The 22,578-nt window shown below is 62.0% G+C and carries 17 protein-coding genes; 10 read left to right on the forward strand and 7 right to left on the reverse strand.

What is annotated here, in order from left to right; genetic code table 11:
- Positions 1-137 precede the first annotated feature (137 nt).
- Positions 138-3,023 (reverse strand): ATP-dependent Clp protease ATP-binding subunit, encoded by a 2,886-nt coding sequence (locus CACC_RS10010; RefSeq protein ID WP_249852940.1) that lies wholly within the window; start codon positions 3,021-3,023, stop codon positions 138-140.
- A 216-nt stretch (positions 3,024-3,239) separates the two neighbouring features.
- On the opposite strand from CACC_RS10010, the gene CACC_RS10015 reads away from it, so the two are divergent.
- A complete protein-coding gene (locus CACC_RS10015; protein ID WP_005279529.1) occupies positions 3,240-4,577 on the forward strand; it encodes a hypothetical protein in 1,338 nt (445 codons plus the stop codon).
- Positions 4,578-4,659: 82 nt separating this feature from the next.
- Here CACC_RS10015 and CACC_RS10020 read toward each other — a convergent pair whose 3' ends face one another.
- Entirely contained in the window at positions 4,660-6,081 is a 1,422-nt protein-coding gene (locus CACC_RS10020) for an MDR family MFS transporter (RefSeq protein WP_035108561.1), read from the reverse strand.
- 97 nt (positions 6,082-6,178) lie between these two features.
- Between CACC_RS10020 and CACC_RS10025 the strand changes: the two genes are divergently transcribed.
- The 3 genes from CACC_RS10025 (at position 6,179) to crtI (ending at position 10,167) form a co-directional block, all read left to right on the forward strand.
- Positions 6,179-7,615 (forward strand): GuaB1 family IMP dehydrogenase-related protein, encoded by a 1,437-nt coding sequence (locus tag CACC_RS10025; protein ID WP_005279526.1) that lies wholly within the window; start codon positions 6,179-6,181, stop codon positions 7,613-7,615.
- A 31-nt stretch (positions 7,616-7,646) separates the two neighbouring features.
- The gene (locus CACC_RS10030) at positions 7,647-8,501 is read left to right on the forward strand and encodes a phytoene/squalene synthase family protein (RefSeq protein ID WP_005279524.1); all 855 of its coding nucleotides are present in this window, start codon (positions 7,647-7,649) and stop codon (positions 8,499-8,501) included.
- Between the two features lie 64 nt (positions 8,502-8,565).
- The gene (gene crtI, locus CACC_RS10035) at positions 8,566-10,167 is read left to right on the forward strand and encodes a phytoene desaturase family protein (protein ID WP_005279523.1); all 1,602 of its coding nucleotides are present in this window, start codon (positions 8,566-8,568) and stop codon (positions 10,165-10,167) included.
- A gap of 383 nt (positions 10,168-10,550) precedes the next feature.
- Here crtI and lysS read toward each other — a convergent pair whose 3' ends face one another.
- Positions 10,551-12,128: a lysine--tRNA ligase gene (gene lysS / locus CACC_RS10040; protein WP_005279522.1), complete on the reverse strand. Its 1,578-nt coding sequence runs from the start codon at positions 12,126-12,128 to the stop codon at positions 10,551-10,553.
- A 325-nt stretch (positions 12,129-12,453) separates the two neighbouring features.
- On the opposite strand from lysS, the gene CACC_RS10045 reads away from it, so the two are divergent.
- From CACC_RS10045 to CACC_RS10070, 6 genes are all read left to right on the forward strand, one after another.
- Positions 12,454-13,164 carry an ASCH domain-containing protein gene (locus CACC_RS10045; protein WP_005279521.1) on the forward strand — a complete coding sequence of 237 codons (711 nt, stop codon included), beginning with the start codon at positions 12,454-12,456 and terminating at the stop codon, positions 13,162-13,164.
- 433 nt (positions 13,165-13,597) lie between these two features.
- Positions 13,598-15,310: a carbon starvation CstA family protein gene (locus CACC_RS10050; RefSeq protein ID WP_005279520.1), complete on the forward strand. Its 1,713-nt coding sequence runs from the start codon at positions 13,598-13,600 to the stop codon at positions 15,308-15,310.
- Positions 15,294-15,551 carry a cory-CC-star protein gene (locus tag CACC_RS10055; protein WP_005279519.1) on the forward strand — a complete coding sequence of 86 codons (258 nt, stop codon included), beginning with the start codon at positions 15,294-15,296 and terminating at the stop codon, positions 15,549-15,551. The genes CACC_RS10050 and CACC_RS10055 overlap by 17 nt, the downstream gene beginning before the upstream one ends.
- The gene (locus CACC_RS10060; RefSeq protein ID WP_005279518.1) at positions 15,542-16,483 is read left to right on the forward strand and encodes an ArsA family ATPase; all 942 of its coding nucleotides are present in this window, start codon (positions 15,542-15,544) and stop codon (positions 16,481-16,483) included. Before CACC_RS10055 ends, CACC_RS10060 begins: the two co-directional genes overlap by 10 nt.
- 77 nt (positions 16,484-16,560) lie before the next feature.
- A complete protein-coding gene (locus CACC_RS10065) occupies positions 16,561-17,880 on the forward strand; it encodes a C1 family peptidase (RefSeq protein WP_005279517.1) in 1,320 nt (439 codons plus the stop codon).
- A 13-nt stretch (positions 17,881-17,893) separates the two neighbouring features.
- Positions 17,894-19,195, forward strand: a complete 1,302-nt coding sequence (locus CACC_RS10070) for a C1 family peptidase (protein ID WP_005279516.1) — start codon at positions 17,894-17,896, stop codon at positions 19,193-19,195.
- A 77-nt stretch (positions 19,196-19,272) separates the two neighbouring features.
- Here the strand turns inward: CACC_RS10070 and CACC_RS10075 are convergent, their stop codons facing one another.
- The 4 genes from CACC_RS10075 to CACC_RS10090 are packed head-to-tail and all read right to left on the reverse strand — an operon-like array spanning position 19,273 to position 22,573.
- The gene (locus CACC_RS10075; RefSeq protein ID WP_005279515.1) at positions 19,273-19,884 is read right to left on the reverse strand and encodes a GNAT family N-acetyltransferase; all 612 of its coding nucleotides are present in this window, start codon (positions 19,882-19,884) and stop codon (positions 19,273-19,275) included.
- Positions 19,884-20,825 carry a pantoate--beta-alanine ligase gene (locus CACC_RS10080; protein ID WP_005279513.1) on the reverse strand — a complete coding sequence of 314 codons (942 nt, stop codon included), beginning with the start codon at positions 20,823-20,825 and terminating at the stop codon, positions 19,884-19,886. The genes CACC_RS10075 and CACC_RS10080 overlap by 1 nt, the downstream gene beginning before the upstream one ends.
- Entirely contained in the window at positions 20,822-21,496 is a 675-nt protein-coding gene (locus tag CACC_RS10085; protein WP_023017987.1) for a Rossmann-fold NAD(P)-binding domain-containing protein, read from the reverse strand. Before CACC_RS10085 ends, CACC_RS10080 begins: the two co-directional genes overlap by 4 nt.
- Positions 21,497-22,573 carry a DUF6779 domain-containing protein gene (locus CACC_RS10090; protein ID WP_005279509.1) on the reverse strand — a complete coding sequence of 359 codons (1,077 nt, stop codon included), beginning with the start codon at positions 22,571-22,573 and terminating at the stop codon, positions 21,497-21,499. It abuts the gene before it with no gap.
- Positions 22,574-22,578: the final 5 nt, after the last annotated feature.

Genomic DNA, 22,578 nt, shown 5'->3' on the forward strand with positions numbered 1-22,578 from the left:
CCAGGGTTCGCGGTGGAACCGTGGGTGGTTATGTGGCGCCGCGCGCGGCCGGTAGGCGCGGAGCCGGCACGCGCGGGCCGGGCTGGGGTGCGGCGGGACGAGCCAAGCCCGAGCCGGGTCGGGGCTTGGCCGATTAGTTACATCGGCTGGCCAGCACCTGCTGGTGGCGGGTTCTTGCCATCGTCGTCGGAGTTGCCGAGGCCCGGCTTTTCCGAAGGCACGTCCGGGGAAATGACGTCTGGCTCGCCGTTGGTGTCGATGCCGTCGTTGTCGGAACCGGAACCGCCGTCCTTTGGGCCACCATCCTTCGGATCGTCACCCTCTGGGCCGCCGTTGCCGTTGCCGTCACCGTCGCCGTTGTCGCCGTCGGAATCGGAGTTGTCCGAATCGGAACCGTCGGCGGCGTCTTCGGAGGGGTTGTTGTCGCGCACGGAGGCATCGGCAAGCGAGGGCTCATCGATGTCATCCGGCAACGGCTTCGGGCGCGGGGTGAAGGTGAAGGTGGCGCCGGAGTCGTCCTTGGACTCGCCGTCCCAGCCTTCGACGTCGACCGAGATGATCTCGCCGGCGCCAATCTCGCCGAAGAGGATCTTCTCCGAGAGCTGGTCCTCGATATCGCGCTGAATGGTACGGCGCAACGGGCGAGCACCAAGAACCGGGTCGAAGCCGCGCTGGGCCAGGAGGTTCTGGGCCTTATCGGTGAGCTCGATGCCCATATCGCGCTCTTCCAGCTGGGTACCCACGCGGTCAATGAGCAGGTTAACCATCTGCACGATCTGCTCGCGGGTGAGCTGGTGGAAGACCACGACGTCATCGATACGGTTCAGGAACTCGGGGCGGAAGTGCTTCTTCAGCTCGTCGTTGACCTTGGCCTTCATGCGCTCGTACTGGGCATCCGAATCGTTCTCGCTGGCGCCGGTAAAGCCCAAGCCCACCGGCTTCGAGATGTCCTGGGTACCCAGGTTCGAGGTGAAGATGAGGACGGTGTTCTTGAAGTCGACGACGCGACCCTGGCCATCGGTAAGCCGGCCGTCTTCCAGCACCTGCAGCAAGGTGTTGTAGATCTCCTTGTGGGCCTTTTCGATCTCATCGAAAAGCACCACGGAGAACGGCTTGCGGCGAACCTTTTCGGTCAGCTGGCCGCCCTCTTCGTAGCCAACGTATCCCGGAGGAGCACCGAAGAGGCGGGAGGCGGTAAAGCGGTCGTGGAACTCACCCATATCGATCTGGATGAGGTCATCATCCGAACCGAAGAGGAAGTTAGCCAGCGACTTCGACAGCTCGGTCTTACCCACACCGGACGGGCCGGCGAAGATGAAGGAACCGGAAGGACGGCGTGGATCCTTGAGGCCTGCACGGGTGCGGCGGATGGCGCGGGAGACGGACTTGACCGCCTCGTCTTGACCAATGATGCGCTTGTGCAGCTCTTCTTCCATGTTGAGCAGGCGGGAAGATTCCTTCTCCGTCAGCTTCAGCACGGGGATGCCGGTCCAGTGCGCCAGAACCTCAGCAATTTGGTCCTCGCCCACCTCGGCGATTTCCTCCAGGTCGCCGGAGCGCCACTGCTTTTCCTTCTCGGAACGCTCCTCGCCCAGCTTACGCTCGTCATCGCGCAGGCCGGCGGCCTTTTCAAAGTCTTGGGCATCGATAGCCGCTTCCTTTTCCCGGCGGACTTCCGCGATGCGGTCATCGACCTCGCGCAGGCCCTTCGGGGCGGTCATGCGCTTGATGCGCATGCGGGCACCGGCCTCATCGAGGAGGTCGACGGCCTTATCCGGCAAGAAGCGGTCATTGATGTAGCGGTCCGCCAGCTGCGCGGCAGCGTGCAGCGCCTCATCGGTGTAGGACACGCGGTGGTGCGCCTCGTACTTATCGCGCAGGCCCTTCAGGATGAGGAAGGTATCATCCAGCGAAGGTTCATCGACCTGCACCGGCTGGAAACGACGCTCCAGCGCGGCATCCTTTTCGATGTGCTTGCGGTACTCATCCAGGGTGGTAGCACCGATGGTCTGCAGCTCGCCGCGGGCCAGCTTGGGTTTTAGCAGCGAAGCGGCGTCAATGGCGCCCTCGGCAGCACCGGCACCGACGAGGGTGTGGATCTCATCGATGAACAAGATGATGTCGCCGCGCTGGTTAATTTCTTTAAGAACCTTCTTCAGGCGTTCCTCAAAGTCACCGCGGTAGCGGGAACCGGCAACCAAAGAACCCAGGTCAAGCGAGTACAGCTGCTTGTCCTTAAGCGTTTCTGGGACCTTGCCGTTGACAATGTCCAGCGCCAAGCCCTCAACCACGGCGGTCTTACCAACGCCGGGCTCACCAATGAGCACCGGGTTGTTCTTGGTGCGGCGCGAGAGCACCTGCATGATGCGCTCAACCTCAGACTCGCGGCCAACAACGGGGTCTAGCTTGCCATCCTTTGCCGCCTGGGTGAGGTTGCGGCCGAATTGGTCCAGCACGAGCGAGTTGGAGCGCTCGCCCGAGCCGCCGGAACCACCGCGTCCGCCAGCGCCGGCGCCGGAGCCTGCGCCCGCACCGATGGGGCCTGGGGCCTGATTCGAGTCGCCACCGCCTTCTTGCTGGCCACCCTCGTAGCCGGAGAGCAGCTGGATAACCTGCTGACGCACGCGCGGCAGATCCGCGCCGAGCTTCGTCAGCACCTGTGCGGCAACGCCGTCGCCCTCACGGATAAGTCCGAGCAAGAGGAACTCCGTGCCGATGTACTTGTGCCCCATCTGCAGGCCCTCGCGCAAGGACAGCTCGAGGACCTTCTTGGCGCGCGGGGTAAAAGGAATGTGGCCGGTGTGCGGCTGGCTGCCCTGGCCGATGATCTCTTCTACCTCACGGCGCACGTCCTCCAAGGAAATGCCCATGGATTCTAGAGCCTTGGCAGCTACACCTTCTCCCTCGTGGATAAGGCCGAGCAGGATGTGCTCGGTTCCGATGTAGTTGTGGTTAAGCATGCGTGCTTCTTCTTGCGCCAAGACAATGACGCGACGAGCACGGTCTGTAAACCTCTCGAACATGACTCCCCTAAACTTTCGCTTCTAATGTGGTACCCACTGTAACGCCGCACGCCCCAAAGGATTTCCTCTTTTTGGCCCCCATTGGCCTATAAACGCCCCAAACCGCCCATACTCGCAGCTCACATGGGTGTACGCCGGTAGCGAACAGGGCCTATTTAGCCTAGAATCTTCTTCATTCTCCCTGTCTCCTCGTAAATACAAAGGAATAAGCTCACCGTGCCGCACCTTCCCGAATTCTTTGCTTCCCAGCACAACCTGCATGAAAAGGCAGTGCTGGATGAGGGCCCTAATTCCACCCTTTTTGCCGTGGAGGATGGCTCCACGCACGAGGAATTTACGGTGGAGATCTTCGCGGCGAAGGCAAAGGGCATCGTCAAGGCCTCTACCGCCCTGCACGGCCTGCACCACCCCGCGCTCGCCGCCCTGGTGGGGTCTGGCACCACCGCGGATGGCCAGGAGTTCTTAGTCCGCAAGGCCTGCTCGAGTACTGCACTGCCCACGCTTGCCGATGCCCCCACCAACTCCCACACCCAAGAAATCCTCACCCCCGTGGCAGGCGCGGTGGATTTCCTGATTAGCCGCAACCGCGCGGATTTCGCCGTCCACGGGCTCAAGACCGATCGCGTGTTTGTGGATGAGGATAAAAAGGTCGCCGTCCTCGCCGCCGCTGGCCCAGGCGGTGCAAGCACGGCGGAGGAATCCGCCGAGAATGATGGGGAGAAATCGGCGGAGGAAACCGCCGAGAAAACTTCAGAAAAGGCCGAGAGCGCGACGGGTGCCGATGCGGTCCGCGCCTTCCAAGAACTCGTTGCCGCCACGTGCCCTTCCTTCACGCCGGAGGAGGATTATTCGAGCGCTAAAGAGGTCGTGGCGGCGCTGCGCCCCGAGCGCGATCTCGATACCTCGCAATTCCCATCGGTACAGGCCGAAGAACCCGAGTCCCAGCCGCAGCAACACTTCCCGCCGCAACCGCAGCAGCAGTTCCCGCCGCAGAACCAGGCGGGACCGCAGTATCAACAGCAATACCAGCAGCAATACCAACAGCAGCCGATGCCACCGATAAATGCGGCCCCGCCAAAGAAGAAGGGCAAGGGCGGGCTCATCGCGCTCATTTCCGTTCTGGCCGTCATCGCGGTGGCCGCCGCGGGAGCGTTGTGGTTCTTCCTGTCCTACCCCAGCTGGGATGCCAAGGAAAAGAACCTAGTGGAGGCTTATCCGAGCCTGATTGGCTCGCGCAGCGGCCAAGACGGCACGCTCGGCGCGGAGTGTTCCTCCCGCACCCCAGAGGACGGGCAAGAAGCGAAGATCACCTGCTCGGGAGATGGCTTCAGCTACACCGCCGCCTACTATCCCAGCGTGGAAGAACGCGATGCCGTTCTCCCAGACACTGACCCAGTAGAGCTATCTAACGATAGGTGCACCATCCAAAGCTACGAGGCCTCAAAGGATCCGATGACCTACGTCATGGCCGTGGAAGGCACTCAGTCCATCTTCATGGTGTGGGGCGACGATGCCGAATCCGCGCGGCTCAAGCTACCTCTGTGTGCACAGTAGGCGCCGGAGGAGAGCTGGTGAGGCTGACCGGTCCGCGCTCTCCCGGCAGGGGTTACTCCGCGCGGCGCTAGTCCGCGCGGCGCTAGTCCGCGGCGGGCACGCGCTTGAGCAGCGGCGCGAGCACGAGCACGAAAAGCGAGAGCACGCCGGCGAAAAGGAAAGCCCAGTGCGCACCTTGGGCGGTGGCGGCGGCCTCGCTCATGCCCTCGGCTTGACCGGACTTGGTACCGCTGGTCAAAAAGGCCACGAGGAAGGCGGTACCCGCCGCGCCGGCCAGCTGCTGCAGCGTATTCAAGATGGCGGAGCCGTGCGAATAGAGGTCATCGGGAAGCGAGGACAACGAGACCGTCATCAGCGGGGTCATCATGAGCGCAATACCCACGGCGAACAGGATATGCATGCCGATGACCATCCACACCTCGCTGTTTTCTGTCAGCAGGGTCATCAACCAGATGCCGGTAGAAAACATGATGGCGCCGGGAATCAACAGGGGCCGGGGGCCAAGGGCGTCATAAATCCGCCCCACAATCGGGGAAATACCGCCCTGCAGGAGGCCGCCGGGCATCACCACGAGGCCGGTGACCAGCGAGGATACCGCCAGCGAGGTCTGCAGATAAATGGGCAAGATATTCACCGTACCCAGCAGCAGGGCGAACATGAGCAGCATGGCGATGACCGCGAGGGTGAAATTACGGACCTTAAACGGGCGCAGGTCCAAAAGCGCGCGGTTTACCTTAGCCAGCCGGAGTTGGCGCACGGTAAAGGTAATGAGGGTGAGGACGCCGAGGAGGAGCACGAGGGCATCGGCAAGCGAGCCGCCCTCCACCATCTTTTCGATGGACGATAAGCCATAAATGAGCCCGCCGAAGGCCAGGGCGGATAAGAATACCGACGGAATATCGAGCGGGGTATCCCTGCGCTCACCCACGTTGACCAGGCGGAAGTAGCCGGCGATGCTGATGGCGGCGATGAGCGGGACCATGGTCCAGAAGATGACGTGCCAAGTCGCCATACTCAAGATGAACCCGCCGACGGTGGGGCCCAAGGCCGGCGCCACGGAGATGACCACGGTGATAATACCCATGACGGTGCCGCGGCGCTGCGGTGGAACGAGCGTCATGGCCACGGTCATAAGCGTAGGAATCATCAGCGCGGTGCCGGCGGCTTGCAGCACGCGGCCGACCAGCAGCAGCCCAAAGGCCGGGGCGAGGGCCGCCAGAACCGTGCCCGTCAGGAAGACGCCGGTGGAGGCGCCAAAAATCTGCCGGGTGGTGAATTTATCCATCAGGAACCCGGTGGTGGGAATGACCACACCCATGGTGAGCAAGAAGCCGGTCAGCAGCCACTGCGCGGAGGTCGCCGGGATGGAGAAATCCGCCATGATGGTGGGCAGCGCCACCGAAAGCGCGGTTTCATTCAGGATCATCACCATCGCGGAGAGCACCAAGATGGTGAGGTTCGCTATGACCTCTGCGGAGATTTTCGGGGCGGGATTCTGAGACACCAAATCAGGATACTGAGTTGGCTTAACCTGCAAAACTTGGGGCGTATGATTTAGATGTCTTTTCCTGCACCCTCGATTCACGTTAGGCAATCCCACAGTGCATTTCCTCAATGATTCCCGCCTACCCTACGAGCTGACCTACTCGGATGTATTTATGGTGCCGAATCACTCGGATGTTGGCTCGCGGCAGGCGGTCGACCTCACCGCAGCCGATGGCACGGGCAATACCATCCCGCTCATCGTGGCGAATATGACCGCGGTGGCTGGCCGCCGCATGGCAGAGACCATCGCCCGGCGCGGCGGCATGGCCATCCTGCCCCAAGACCTCAGCCTGGAGGCCGCGGCGGAAACGATCGCCTCGGTGAAGGCCGCCGACCTGGTCTATGACACCCCTATCACCATCAAGCCGCACCACACGGTGGGCTATGCCAGCAACCTTTTGCACAAGCGCGCCCACGGCGCGGCCATCGTGGTCGACGGTGCGCTGCCCGTGGGCATCATTACGCCAAAGGATCTGCGCGGGCAGGATAATTTCACCGCCGTGGGCGAGCTCATGACCACGGATTTGGTGACCCTGCCGGTAGGCATCGACCCACAGGAGGCCTTTACCCGCCTGCGCACAACCTCGCGCAAGCTCGCCCCAGTGGTCAATCCGGATGGCACGCTGGCGGGCATTTTGACGCGCAAGGGTGCGCTGCGGGCGACGATGTATAAGCCGGGCATCGACAAGCAGGGGCGCCTGCACATCGGTGCCGCGGTGGGCATTAATGGCGACGTTGAGGGCAGGGCGCGGGCGCTTGCCGATGCCGGCGCTGACGTCCTCGTCATCGATACCGCCCACGGCCATCAAGACAGCATGCTGGAGGCGCTGCGCAAGGTTAAGGCCCTGGATTTGGGCCTGCCGATTGCCGCTGGCAATGTGGTCACGGCCGCCGGCGTGCGCGAGCTGGCCGCGGCGGGCGCGGATATTATTAAGGTCGGAGTGGGCCCCGGCGCGATGTGCACCACCCGCATGCAAACCGGCGTGGGACGGCCGCAATTTTCCGCCGTGCTGGAGTGCGCCGCCGCGGCCCGCGAAGTCGGCGCGCACGTGTGGGCCGATGGCGGCGTGCGCGATCCCCGGGACGTGGCCCTGGCGCTGGCCGCGGGCGCGTCCAATGTGATGATTGGCTCCTGGTTCGCCGGCACCTTTGAATCGCCCGGTGACCTGCACAAGGACGCCGATGGATCGTTTTACAAGGAATCGTTCGGCATGGCCTCGCGCCGGGCGGTGCGCGGGCGCAATTCCGCCACCGAGGCCTTCGAGCGCGCCCGCCGGGAGATGTTTGAGGAAGGCATTTCCACCTCGCGCATCTACCTCGATCCGGAACACGGCGGCGTGGAGTATTTGGTGGACCGCATCATCTCCGGCGTGCGCTCGTCCTGCACCTACGCCGGGGCCGATTCGCTGGCTAGCTTCCACGAGCGCGCCACCGTGGGCGTGCAATCGGCCGCCGGCTTTGCCGAGGGCCAGCCGCGGGCCACCAACCGCTAGGGTGATTCAGGCGCGTGCTACTTTTGCAAGTATGTTGACTCGCTATGACCAGGCGGCCTCGCGCGCGGCCGCGCAGGTTATGGGGCAGTATTCCACCAGTTTTTCCCTGGCCACGCGCCTTTTGCGCGGGCGGGTGCGCGAAGACATCCGCCACCTTTATGCCGTGGTGCGCATCGCGGACGAGCTTGTCGATGGCACCGCTGACCAGGCCAGCATCGATGCCGCCGCCACGCTCGATGCCTACGAGGCCGCTATCTTGGCGGCGCCGGAGAAAAGGCTGCACACCGATCCCGTCGTGCACTCCTATGCCATTACCGCTAGGCGCTGCGGCTTCCAGCGCGAGCACCTCGTGGCCTTTTTCGATTCCATGCGCGCCGACCTTAACCAGCGGGAGTATTCCGCCGCGGAACTCGCCGAGTATATCTACGGCTCCGCCGAGGTCATCGGCCTATTGTGCGTGCAAGTCTTCCTAGCGGAAGAGACCGTCTCTGCCGCCGACCGCGCCGCGATGGACCGCGGTGCGCGCCACTTGGGCTCCGCGTTTCAAAAGATTAACTTCCTGCGGGACCTGGGCGAGGACTCCTCGGTCCTCGGCCGGGCCTATTTCCCGCAGGCTGCTGGTGGCGTGCTTTCCGAGGCCGCCAAATCCGCCCTCATCGCCGAAATCCGCCGCGAGCTCGCCGCCGCCGAAGAAGCCATTAACCTCTTGCCGCTTTCCGCCCGCGTTGGCGTGCGCGCGGCCGCCGATATCTTTGCCGAGCTCACCAACCGGCTCGCTGCTACCCCCGCCGCGGAGTTAAAAACCACCCGCATATCCGTGCCGAATCGCACCAAGGCGTGGCTGGCCGCCCGCGCCGTACGATGCGCGGGGCGCGCGGGGCGGTAGTGCACCGCGCGGAGATGAGCGAGCAGGTAAAGGACCCCGAAGAAGACTGCAGACTAAGGAGAATATGATGCGCGCCGTTGTCATCGGGGCCGGCATCGCCGGCCTGGCTACCGCTGCCCTACTGGGCAAAGAGGGCTACGAGGTCACCGTCGTAGATTCCCTAGACGAGGTCGGCGGGCGCGCGGGCAGCTATACGGAGGCCGGGTTCCGCTGGGATACCGGACCGTCCTGGTACCTCATGCCGGATGCCTTCGACCACTTCTTTTCCCTCTGCGGTACCTCGACAGAAAAGGAACTGGATCTGGTGGGACTCTCGCCGGATTACCGCGTCTATACCGGCAGCCCCACCGCATCCACTCCTGGCAGCGCCTCGCGACCTACCCCCGTGGATATTCACTCCGGAACCGATAACGTGGCCCAACTCTTCGAGTCGATAGAACCAGGCGCCGGCAAGCAGGTGCGCACCTATTTGGCAGATGCCAGCGACGCCTACCAGGTAGCGCTCGATCACTTTTTGTACACCACTTTTTCGGCGCCGTTGAACCTGGTGCATAGTGATATTCGGCATCGGCTAGCGCGAATCGCGGCGCTTTTAACCAGCAGCCTGCAGCGCTATGTCAATGAGAAATTTTCGGATACGCGCCTGCGCCAGATTCTGAGCTACCCAGCGGTTTTTCTCTCCTCTGAACCTGCCGCAACCCCCGCGCTATATTCACTGCTCAGCCATACCGATTTGGTGGAAGGCGTGCGCTACCCGCGCGGTGGATTCGCTGCCGTAGTCGAGGCCATCTACCGCCAAGCCCAAAATTTTGGCACCACGTTCCGCTTGGGCGAAGAGGTCACCGCCATAACCACCGCCGGCGGTTCCTCCGCCCGCGCCACCGACGTCCGCGCCACCGGTGTCCGCACAACAAACGGGCACATCGATGCCGATATTGTGGTCTCGGCTGCGGACCTGCACCATACCGAAACCCACCTCTTACCGCCGAAGCTGCGCACCTATCCGCAGCGCTACTGGGCCCGCCGCAATCCAGGGCTCGGCACCGTGGTGGTGCTCGCCGGTGTGCAGGGAAAACTCCCGCAGCTAGCTCACCACACCTTTTTGTTCAGCCAGGACTGGGACCCGGATTTCCGGGCCGTGTTTTCTGGACCAGAACCTATGCGCCCGCTCGGGGCCTCGCGGTCTATCTATATATCCAAAACCTCAGCCACCGACGCCGATGTGGCACCCGAGGACCACGAAAACCTCTTCTTCCTCATTCCCGTGCCGGCTGCAGAAGACCTTGGCCACGGCGATGCCTACCATCCCGAGGCGTCCCCACGCGTTAAGGCGATCGCTCAAGCAGCCATCGACCAGCTATCGGCCACCGCCGGGATTCCAGACCTGCACGAGCGAATTACCATCACCCGCACCCTTGGCCCCGCCGATTTTGCCGAGCGCTATCACTCCTGGTCAGGCGGGGCTTTGGGGCCAGCGCATACGCTTTTTCAATCCGCATTCTTCCGCGGGCGCAATGCCTCGCGCAAGGTGACCGGCCTTTACTACGCTGGTGCGACCACCGTGCCAGGAGTCGGCGTGCCGATGTGCCTGATTTCTGCAGAAAACATCATCAAACGCCTGCGCGATGACCGCTCCGCGGGCCCGCTTCCTACAGATGGTGCCTGAGCCGCTCGCCGGATCGTTCTCTGCTTGCCGCTCACCTCTCGCAGCGCGGCCTCCGATGCGCAACGTCTCCCGTTCGGCCTCGATTGTGCAGCTTTCGATGCGCAACCTCTTTTGTGCAACCTCGGATGCGCATCCTCCTATGCAATAGGTCCTCGGTGATAACTGAGCAAACTCGGCCCTGAAATGTAGCATTTTTCGCTCAGATATCACCGAGGAGGTTGCACTTTTGTGAAGTCGATAGAAGTACGTAGAAATACGCAAAATAGGCAGGAGTAGGTAGAGGTAGACAAAGAAAAAGGCTGCAGCCAAAGGGAGGCTGCAGCCGGTGTCGGGGCGCTAACGTGTGCCCGCGTGGGCGGGCACCGAGTGGGCGCCGGGTATGGCTACTTCTGTTCTGGCTTTACCAGCGGGAAGAGCACGGTCTCGCGGATGCCCAAGCCGGTCAGGGCCATGAGCAGGCGGTCCATGCCCATGCCGGTACCGGCCGTCGGCGGCATGCCCTGTTCCATCGCGGCGAGGAAGTCCTCGTCCAAGACCATGGCTTCCTCATCGCCGCCGGCGGCAAGGCGGGCCTGATCCTCGAAGCGCGCGCGCTGGACGACGGGATCGACAAGCTCCGAGTAGCCGGTGGCCAGCTCGAAGCCGCGCACGTAGAGGTCCCACTTTTCGGTCACGCCGGGCTCGGAACGGTGCTGGCGGGTCAGCGGGGAGGTCTCCACCGGGAAGTTCTTCACAAAGATCGGGCCTTCCAGTTGGTCCTCGCACAGGACCTCCCAGATTTCCTCCACCAGCTTGCCGTGGCCCCAGCCTTCCCCCTTCGGCACGTCGAGGCCGATGACCTTGGCAATTCCCTTCAGGGTCTCCACGTCGGTATCGATGGTGACCTCCGGCTGGCCGGGGAACTTGCGCTGCAAGGCCTCATTCAGGGAAGGATACATCTCGATTTCGGGCCATTGATCGCCGCCGAAGTCGAAATCGGTGCCGTCGGCAAGCGTGACGGTGGTGGAACCAAAGACCTCGCGAGCCACGGACTGGATGGACTCGCGGGTCATGCGGGCGCAATCATTGTAATCGCCCCAGGCGGCGTAGGTCTCCAGCATGGCGAACTCCGGCGAGTGGGAGCGGTCCACGCCCTCATTGCGGAAGTTGCGGTTGATTTCAAAGACGCGGTCGATGCCACCAACGACGGCGCGCTTCAAGTACAGCTCCGGGGCAATGCGCAGGTAGAGGTCAATATCGAGAGCATTGGAGTGGGTGATAAACGGGCGAGCGGCCGCACCACCGTGCAGGGCCTGCAGCATCGGGGTTTCGATCTCTACAAAGTCCTGGCTTTCCAGGTAATTGCGCAGCGCGCGCATGACCTTCACGCGCACCATGGCGTTCTTGCGGGCCTCTTCGCGGATAATGAGGTCGTTATAGCGCTGGCGCACGCGGGTATCTTCAGCCATATCCGCGAAGGACACCGGCAGCGGGCGCAGGGACTTGGCCGCCATGGTCCATTCCTCAGCCATGATGGACAGCTCGCCGCGGCGGGAAGCAACCACGTGGCCGCTAACGGAGATGAAGTCGCCCAAGTCCACGTCGGACTTCCAGGCATCGAGGCGCTCCTTGCCCACCTTGGCCTGCGACAGCATGGCCTGCATCTGGGTGCCATCGCCGTCCTGCAAGGTGGCAAAGCACAGCTTGCCGGTATTGCGCATGAAGATAAGGCGGCCGGCAATAGCGTGGGTGACCTCGGTTTCCTCACCAGCGGCCAGGTAGGTCACGCCCTCTTCATTGCCCGGCTCTTCGCCCTCGGCCACTACGCGGAAATCATGGCGCAGATCCTTTAGCGCGATGGTGCGCTCGACGGATACCGGGTAGGCCTCCACGCCGGATTCGAGCAGGCGGTCGCGCTTTTCGCGGCGGATGCGCAGCTGCTCAGGGACATCGTTTACTTCAGTATTCTTCTGCTCGCTCACGTTAGCCTAGGGTAGTCGATCCCAGCCGCTACCCGCGATTTGGCCCAGCTATGTCTACCAAAGCAACGAAAGGGCGCACAGACCGCAAGCACACACCATGACGTTGTATCGACTGAGAACATTAACGATTCCTACAAAATATCGTTTAACCCTCGTTTAAGCCTGCGCTTCCCCACCTATAAAAAGAATCCGGCCCTGAGATACTTACTCAACGCCGGTATTCTGTAGCTGCGGGTGAAGTGTCCCAGGTTTTGTTCCGTTTGAGTAGATGGGAAGATCTGGGACACTTCAGATCGAAGCTGCTAGTAGTTACTACCATTAGAGCGTGATTACTAACGAACTTCGGGAATTAACAGCCAAAGCAACCGCCCATGCGCAGCGTTTCCAAGACGGAGGTGACCACACCGTAGCCGCAGCCCTCCTGACCAAATCAGGAAAACACGTTCTCGGTTTAAACGCACACCATTTCCTTGGCGGCCCCTGCGGTGAAGTCTCTGCTTTAGCAAACCATGCCGCTAGTTATCCAGGGGATCCCATCCAAGCAGTAGTCGCCATATATGGACCTACCGGTCAAGTTATTTCACCTTGTGGTAAATGCCGCCAGGTACTCTTTGATGTCGATCCATCTATCCAGTGTATTGTGCGCGGAAGCAACGGCCTCGTTGCGCCCACTGTGGAAGAACTTCTTCCATTCGCGTTTAACTTGCAAGACTTGGAAAAAGAGCAGCGCATCTACATGTGGGAAGGCTACGAGGATTCCATTCGGAGCGGAGAAAAGCAACAAACAATCCGAGTAGATGATCCCTTCAATGAAGGAAAAGCCCAAATAGTCTTTGAGAAGGAAACCGGAGAAGTCGTCACGCTACCCGCACAGGTCACAGCCGTTGTATCCACCCAGCGCGGGCTGCTGTCGGAAAAGCAAGCTAAAAATGACGGGTTCAATTCTCTATCCGAGCTTCACGAAGCTCTAGATACTCACTACCCCGGATTAGCGGATACAGACGAAGTTGACGTTGTAGAATTCGAGCTCCAGTAGACTAGCCAGACCGAAGATCGAATCATTCGCTACCTCGCCAAAAAGCCGCTGTTCGGAAATTTTTGAGATACTTCGTCAAGATTTACAAGTGCCGCCACCAAAGGGCTCCCAACTGGAGGAAGCGAGATAACCACTCCTCCATAAGTCCAGTCGATTGAGCCTTCGCCGTTTACCACGGTACTTCGGCACGACTGGCTCCATGCCGCGTCAGCAGGGTCTTTTAATCCCCGCCGCTACCTGCGATTTGGCCTAGCCATGTCCGCCAGGCCGCGCCGATCGCGCATAAGCCCCTGCGATCCACCCCACCGCGTCCACATAGTGGAACACCACCCCCTTAATTCACCCGCACCGCAAGATTTTGTGTGAACCGTGACATACTGTTCAGACCTGTGATACACAACACCCCACCTTCGACGCGCAAGGAGACACAGCCATGAACTCTCTCATCCTTGTCATCATCGGCGTGGCGATGATGCTGGCCGGCTACCTGCTCTATTCCAAATTCCTGGGCAAGAGCATCTCCCGACTATCAGAGAACTACACCACCCCGGCGCACCGCCTCAAAGACGGCGTGGATTATGTTCCCACCAATAAATACGTGCTGTGGGGCCACCACTTCACCTCAGTGGCGGGTGCGGCACCGATTATCGGCCCGGCAGTAGCCGTCATTTGGGGATGGCTCCCGGCATTCCTGTGGGTCACGTTCGGCACCGTCTTCATCGCCGGCATGCATGACCTGGGTGCGCTGTGGGCCTCGCAAAGGCACAAGGGCCAGTCGATTGGTACGTTGTCGGGGCGCTACATCGGCAAGCGCGGGCGCAACCTCTTCCTCATTGTGATCTTCTTGCTGCTGCTCATGGTCAATGCCGCGTTCGCCGTGGTGATTTCGAACCTGCTTATCTCCACGCCTTCGGCGGTCATTCCTACGTGGGGTGCCATCGCCGTCGCGCTGCTGATTGGCCAGGCCATCTACCGCCTGAACTGGAACCTGCCGCTGGTCTCCCTCGTGGGCGTGGTGGCACTGTATTCGCTAATGGTCCTGGGTGACCGCTTCCCGGTCGTGCTGCCAGAGACGGTCTTGGGTATCCCGGCCAACGGCGTGTGGATCATCTTGCTATTTATCTACGCCTTCATCGCTTCGCTGCTGCCGGTGTGGGTGCTGCTCCAGCCGCGCGATTACATCAATGGCCTGCAGCTTTTCGTCGGTCTTATCATCTTGTACGGCTCCTTCCTTATCACCCGTCCGGAGCTCGCCGCCCCTGCCGTGCGCGAGAACGTTCCTGACGGGACCCCAGGCATTTTCCCGCTGCTTTTTGTCACCATCGCCTGCGGTGCCATCTCTGGTTTCCACGGCATCGTGGCCTCGGGTACCTCGTCGAAGCAGATTGATGAGGAAACCGACGTTCGCTTCGTGGGTTACTTCGGCGCGGTGGGCGAGGGTCTGCTGGCGCTCGGCACCATCATCGCCACGACCGCTGGCTTTAAGACCCTGGCGAATTGGGAGGAAATCTACGCCGAGTGGAACGCCGGCGGTGTCAACGCCTTCGTGCAGGGCGGCGGCGCGCTGATGAACGAGGGCCTGGGCATTCCCACCTCGCTGTCTGCCACCATCCTGGCGACCATGGCCGTACTCTTCGCCGCCACCACCATGGACTCCGGCGTGCGCCTGCAGCGCATCGTGGTCCAAGAAATCGGCCAGATCATGGGCATCCGCATCACGGCGCTGGTTTCCACCATCATCGCGGTAGGCCTGGCCTTCGGCCTGACCTTCTCGGCCGGTGCGGACGGCTCCGGCGGCATGACCATCTGGCCGCTCTTCGGCACCACCAACCAGCTCATGGCCAGCCTGTCCTTGGCCATCGTCGTGGTCATCCTCACCCACCTGCGCCGGCCCACCCTGCCGGTTATCATCCCGCTCATCTTCGTCACCATCATGTCGCTGTGGGCAGCGCTGCTACAGCTGAAATCCCTGTTTGCAGATCAGAACTGGCTGCTCTTCGGCATGGACGTCATCATCGTCATCGCCTCCATCTGGGTCATCGTGGAGTCGATCGGCGCTATCTCCAACGCGCGCAAGCAACCACCGCTGGAGTGGACCGATGATGATACCGACGCTCCCCTTCCCCAGCATGCTCGACAAGCTTAAGGCCTTCGGCGCGGGGCTCAACGAGTTCTACCAAGCCCCGTACCGCGCCGTGTTTGCCAAGGCCAAGCAGCAAGAAGATGACCTATTTATGATGCTGGTGGCCTCGGAGGCGCTCGGCATCCCCAACCCCGCCAGCTACTACACGCTGGAGCTATTGCCGCTGGTCTACGAAGATTTCCACGCCTGGCACACGCGCATGGGCATGGATAAATCACCCCTGGAGAATATTCAATGCTGCTAGAAACCGCGCCCGTCATGTTCTTTGGCGGCAAGGGCGGCGTGGGCAAGACCACCCTCGCCACCGCCACAGCCCTGTCGCTTTCCCAGGACCACAACGTGTTGTTGGTCTCCACGGATCCGGCGCACAATCTGGGGCATATCTTTGATGCCACGCTTTCCGATGCCCCCTCTCACCTCACCCCCTCCCTCTCCGCCATCGAGCTCGATCCGGCACGGGCCACCGAGGAACACCTCGCGACCGTGGGTGCCTCGATGCGCCGCTTCATGCCGGAGCACCTGCACGGCGAGGTAAAAAAGCACCTAGATTTGGCCCGGCAATCCCCCGGCACGCAGGAGGCAGCGCTCTTAGAGCGCATGGCCACCTTGGTCGCAAATGCTAACGAGTATGACTACCTCATCTTCGATACTGCCCCGTCCGGTCACACCTCCCGGCTGATGGCCCTGCCGGAAATCATGGCGGCCTATACCGATGGGCTGCTTGCTCGGCGCGAGAAGTCCGATAAATTCGGCTCGCTGGTGCGCGGAATGTCCGCGGAATCCGGCGCCGATAATGACCCGGTGGACCGGCGCAATCAGGAAATCCGCGCCACGCTCTTCCAGCGCCGCGAACGCTTCGAGCAGCTGCGCGCTGCGCTGACTTCTAAGCGCACCGTATTCCACATCGTGCTCACCGCCGAGCGCCTGCCCGTCTTAGAGTCCTCCGAGTTCCACGCGGATCTCACCGGCAATGGCGTGCGGGTGGGTTCCATGCTGGTCAACCGCCGCACCCCGGCGGACCAAGGCGAGTTCTTGGCCTCCCGGCGCGCCGTCGAGGACGAGGCCCTAGCGCTCTTGCACGACAAGCTTCCTGATACCCCAGTCCACGAGATCCCCTGGCTCCCAGAAGAGGTGGGAAGCCCCGAAGCCGTGGCGCGGCTGGCGGAGCATCTATAGCGGTTTGTAGCGATCTCTAACGACCATCCAGTACCCAGCGGCCCCGAGTGAGATCGCAATCTGCTAAAACAGAGAATATGACTTTGCTCACCAATGACTTCCTGTCCCAATTGCGCGAGGAGGCCGCAGCGGACTCCCAGCTGCGCGTCGCGCGCAATGCCATTACCAGCGTAGGGGTGGCCAAGGCGGCGCTCGACCGCGACCGCATTACCGCCCTCTACCCCACCACCGAGGTAAAACTCGATAGCCTCGGGGTCACCGACCAGATGCGCTCCGGGCGCTGCTGGATGTTTGCCGCGCTCAACGTGTTCCGCCACCGCGCGGCCAAGGAGCTCAATATCGATGACTTTGAGTTTTCCTTTACCTACCTGCAGTACTTCGACAAACTAGAGCGCGCCAACTTCGCGCTCAACCAGCTGCTGGATCTCACCGAAGACGGCACCGACTGGGATGACCGCGAGGTGGCTACTTCCCTCGAGCTCACAGGCGACGACGGCGGTTGGTGGTCATTTTTCACCAACCTCGTGGACAAGTACGGCGCAGTCCCGGCCGAGGTCATGCCGGAGGTGCACTCGTCTGGCCACACCGACCAGATGAATCGCGATATCGCCACCATCATCCGCCGCGCCGCGCACCGTGCGGTGGAAGGTGAGGGGGATCGCGGGGGCATTATCAAGCAAGCCCGCACCGATATCCAACGCGTGCTCGCCATTCACCTGGGCACCCCGCCCGAGGAGTTTACGTGGAGCTACCGCACCAAGGACGATCAATTCTTCCGCGTGCACTCCACCCCGCGCGAGTTTGCGGATAAGTACCTGCCAAAGTTGGACGAGTACGTCGTGCTTGCCGATGACCCCCGTACCACCAACGATAAGCACCGCCTCTACACCAGCGCCGGCGTGAACAACGTCGCTGGTGGACAGGCTGCCGGCTACCTCAACGTCGATGTGGACGAGCTGCGCTCCGCCGCGCGCGCCAGCATCGAGGCCGGCGAACCTGTGTGGTTTAGCTGCGATGTCGACCGCCAGTTCTCCTTCCAGAACGCCGTGTGGGACGAGGGCCTCGTTGATACCGATGGCCTCTACGGCATCGATTCCACCATGAGCAAGGAGGAACGGTTTACCTCCGGCGAATCTGCGCCCACCCACGCGATGGTGCTGACCGGCATCGATGGTGCACCCCGTGCATGGCGCGTGGAGAACTCCTGGGGCACCAAGCCGCCGCGCAAGGACGACGCCGACGAAGTACCAGGCAAGGGCTTTGCCACGATGTCGGACGAATGGTTCGGCGAAAACGTCTTCCACATCGCCGTGCGCAAGGAATTCCTCACCACTGAGCAGCAGCAAGCGCTAGAGACCGAGCCCATTGAGCTTCCCTTCTGGGACCGGATGAACTAAGGAGCATCGAGAAATGAATGAGATCAATCCACAGGAAGTTCACACCACCAACGCCACGCTTACCAGCGAGCCGGCCATCAGGGCGGCGCGGAATGCGGTGGCGCAGGAGGGCATCGATAAGCTGAGCGTCGACCGCGATCTCGTGCGCGAACTCACCACGGCGACCAGCCACAAGCTCGATAAGTGGGGCGCGGCCAACCAGAAGGCTTCTGGCCGCTGCTGGATTTTTGCGGGCCTGAATTCCCTGCGCGGTGGCATCATGGATCGCACCAACATCAAGGATTTCGAGCTTTCGCAGACCTACCTGTACTTCTACGACAAGCTGGAAAAGGCCAATTGGTTCCTCACCGCGGTAGATGAGCTCAAGGACCGCGATATGACGGACCGCACCTTGACCAAGCTCATGGATGACCCCATTGGCGATGGCGGCCAGTGGTCCATGTTCGTCTCGCTGGTGGAAAAGTACGGTGTGGTGCCCAAGTACGCCATGCCGGAGACCGCGTCCTCCGAGGCCAGCGCCATGCTCAACCGCAACCTGCAGACCGTCCTGCGCCGCGCCGCCCACCAGATTCGCGCGGGTAAGTCTGGGGCACAGGAGCACGCGCTTGCCGATGTCTACCGCATCCTCACCGCCAACCTCGGCCTCCCGCCCACAGATTTCCAGTGGCAGTACCGCGATAAGGACGATAACTTCCACCGCGAGGGCACTTTTACCCCGCAGGACTTCGCCCGCGAATACCTCCCGAAGGACCTGGGCGAGTACGTCTGCGTGGTCAATGACCCGCGCAATAATTACGGCGAGCTCTACACCGTGGACTACCTAGGCAACGTCGCCGGTGAAAAGGTCACCTACCTCAACGCCCCGGTCGAGGTATTGCGCGATGCCACCCGCTCTGCCATCGAGGATGGCCGGCCCGTCTGGTTCGGGTGCGATACCAGCCAGCAATCCGATGCCGATAGCGGCGTCTGGGCCAAGCGCCTGCACGATTATGAGGGGCTGTATGGGGTGGAAATGGGCATTGAGAAGCCAGATCGCCTCCGCCTCCACGAGTCCCTGATGACGCACGCGATGGTCTTTACCGGCGCAGATATTGCCGAGTCCGGCGAGGTCACCCGCTGGCGCGTGGAAAATTCCTGGGGCACCGAGAAGGGCAATAAGGGCTTTTGGACCATGGCCGATGACTGGTTTGACGAGTACGTCTTCGAAATCGCCGTCCACCCGTCCCGCCTGCCTGAGCAGTACCAAGAGGCGCTGAAGTCCACCGAGATCACCACCCTGCCGGCGTGGGATCCGATGGGCGCGCTAGCGAACTAACGCGGTGGCGCGGGGAGACCCGCGCCACGAAAAATCGCGCCGAAGTGTGTTCGTTTGCGTGGCGTGACGCGGTAGCCTCACGCTACGTGGCGGACGTACAGCATGCAGGTAAGGTCGCGGTCCTTATCGATGGAGATTTCCTTCTCCCCCACCCGCTCAAAACCGCGGGAATCGTAGAACTGATAGGTGCAGCCATCGTCGGTGTAGAGGTAAATATCCTTGCCGGGGTGGCGCTCCTCAAAGGCCTCGAGGAGCGCGGTGCCCACGCCCTTCACACCCGAGTTTGGGTCGGCGACGAGGAAGCCGATTTCACCGTCCACGGTGTTCTCGGCCAGGTAGCTGACCAACATATCCTCGTTCGCGGCATCGTAGTCCTCGCGGTGGCCGCCAGGGCGCAGGCTATTGAAGAGATCCACGGCCTTGACATAGGCCTTGCGCCACCACGGGTACGGCAGCGCTGGATCGCCTTTAATCGATGCCAGAATCACGCCGAGGAAACGCCCGTCGTCGCCGTAGGCGGCCAAGATGTCGGTGGCCTGGGCGCGCTCTAAATCCCAAAAGTAGCGGCCATAGGCACGCTCAAAACGCGGATTCTTCACAAACCAGTGCAGGTGCATGCCTTCGATGGCAAACTCAATCGCCTTGGTTTCATCGCGCGGGTCAAGGTCGCGGATGTGAATTTCGGTCATTAGTCCTCCGGGGATGGGTTTTGTTCGCGCTGCTTTTCGCGCTCGAGCTCGGCCTTAGCCTCGTGCTCTTCAATATTAGTGAACCCAATCCCTAACGGCAGGCCAACGTTGTCAATTAATCGAACTCCGCCAATGGTGGCAGCGACTAGCAAGCGGGCATCGCCCTCGGCAGGCGGCTCGCCCAGGTCGCGGCCGCGCACTTCTAGGTATTCCGGTTCAACACCGGCGGCTTCTAGGACACCTGCGGCAACCTCGCGGACCTTATCCGCGCCTGCCTCTGCGGCGTGTGCACCAGCGGTAAGCGCGGCGGAGAGGGCGGCTACATCCTCGCGCTTGTCCTCGGGCACGCGCGTATTGCGCAGGCTCATCACCACGCCATCGGGCATGCGCACGGCGGGAACGCCCTGCACGCGAACCCCAAGGTGCAAGTCCTGCACCGCGTGGTGAATGGCCAAGAGCAGCTCGTAGTCCTTCTCCCCGATGAGGACATCGGTGGGCGACAGCGCCATCATCAGCGTGAGGTAGAGGGTGAGCTCGCCGGATAAGTCTGGTTCTAAGCTTGTGGGCTCAGGTGTAGTCGCGGGAGCGTCTTGATCTGCTGGGAACCCTGGGACGTCGCGTTCAACCGCGACGCTGCGAGCCGCGATATTAATCCGGCGGCCATGGGGCCAAAGTTTTTCGGGAGTGTAATCCCAGATGACGTCCACGCCCTCGGCGCGCAGGAGTTCTACATCTTCGGCGCGGGGTTCTTGGAGGGCCACGACGGTCACCGCGCCGCGGATGCGGCGGGCCGCGCGCACCAGGGCGATGTGCCCGGCATGCACGCCGGTGGTCAGCGGCACGAAGGCTACGGGACGACCGGTCTTGCGCAGGGCGCTTCCCACCATGCGGATGCGGTCGACCTCGCTGATGATGGTGGCTTGTCCCATCTTCAAGCTCATCGCGATTCCTCCTGCAGGGCCCACATTTCTAATTCGGTGCGATCTTCTACTTCACCCAATCGCCGAGCGGTTTCTAAATAGTGGCGGCGCATTCCGGGATCCGTGGCGCCGCGATAGGCCGCGATGATGTCCTCTGTATCGATGTCGAATTCAGACGGTGGGATCTCATCAAACTCGGCAAAGAAATTGGCTTCTACGGCCGCTGCTAGGTGCAAGCGGCTGAGCATTTCTATGTAGTAGGAGCGGGCGGCAAAGGCGGGACGTTCGGCATCGGAAAGCGGCACTGCCTGCCCCCGGAATTCGGTCACTACGAAGTCAGCGATGTTTTCGCCCAGCTCATCCAGCGTGGATACGGCCCAGCGCCCGCCCGCCATGGGTGCTATGGCCGCCACGATGCAACCGTGTGTCTCCAGCGGATCGAGGCCTTGCACGCCCCGCGATAGGCAGGTGTGGAAAGCGATGAGCCCCTTGTGCACGTGGTCCTGGACTAGCTCGACGGCAGCGTCCAGCCGTGCCTCACCCACGGCCAGAATCAGCGCCTGGAAGGAGCCAAGTTCGGCCGGATCATTGAGCATCTCCACGGTGTGGCCGGCACGCTCCATGGCATTGGCCAGGGAGATCCCGGCGAGGCTGCGTCCGAAAAGGGCAACACGCATGCGCGGTGGACGCATTTATTTATCCTTCTTCATCTGTGCCAAAAGCTCCGAAACGGACACGGAACCATCGCGCTGCTCGTCGCTGCGGCGGCGGCCACGGGTCTGCTGCTGGCGGCGCGATGCCGTTTGCTTCTGCTCGGCCGCCACGTGGTGGCCCGAGCCCTTGTATTCCTCGCGCGCGTCCTTGCCGGTTGCCTGCTGCGGGATATTCTGGGTCACCGCATCGGAAGCGGGCTCAGCTGCGGTGTCATCTTCCGGCTTGCGGTGGCTGCCGCGGGAACCAGAGTGTGCCGCGCTATCGGTACCCGCGTGCTGGGAGCCGTGGCGCTTGATATCGGAGTCTCCGCCTGAATCCCAGCGCACGGCCTGGAAGCTGCCAGTATCGAAGGAAACGTCCTTCGGTTCCTTCGCACCCGCGGCCTCGCTGGACGCGACGGGCTTGGGGGTATCGGCAAGCGGCTCGGCGGTCCGGCCGGTGCTGCGCTGGGCGCGGGTGTTTTCACTGATGATGTCATTGAGCGGGTTGGAGTCCGCGTGCGCACCAGTTGGCTGATTGCCCAGGCGGCCGGCGATGGCATCGGCCGACGGCGCACCGGTAGAGGCCTGCTCGAAATCGATCTCTTCTTCCCGGTGGTGGGACGCCGCGGCGGTCTGTGCCTCCAGCTCCATGATGCGGCGCGCCTCAGCGTGCAGGGCGGCGGGCTCGTAGGTGAACTCGTGGCCGGACAAATCCTCGATTTGCTTGCGGATAGAGGCCAGCTCGGTGCGAATCTCATCGAGGATCTGCTGATCCGGCAGCTCCTTGCCTTCGGCCGCGCGGGCCTGCTTGAGCTCCGCGCGGTGGGCGCGCTCCTGCAGCTCCAGCTTGGTCACGGATTCCTCGGCCTGGCGGCGGTAGCGCATCACCAAGAAAAAGCCCACCACCGCGGCCCACAGGGCGGCAATCAGCGCAATCTTGAGCGCCGCTGCCGAGCCGGAAATGAGCATGACGATGCTGGCGATGACGGCCAAGATGACGAGGGCGATAATCCCAATTTGTCCCAAATCCGGCGAGGACAACGAGTTTTTGGAAGAAGAGCGCGGCTGAGTCATGCTCC

This window comes from Corynebacterium accolens, assembly GCF_023520795.1.
In the GTDB taxonomy this organism is placed as follows: Bacteria; Actinomycetota; Actinomycetes; order Mycobacteriales; family Mycobacteriaceae; genus Corynebacterium; species Corynebacterium accolens.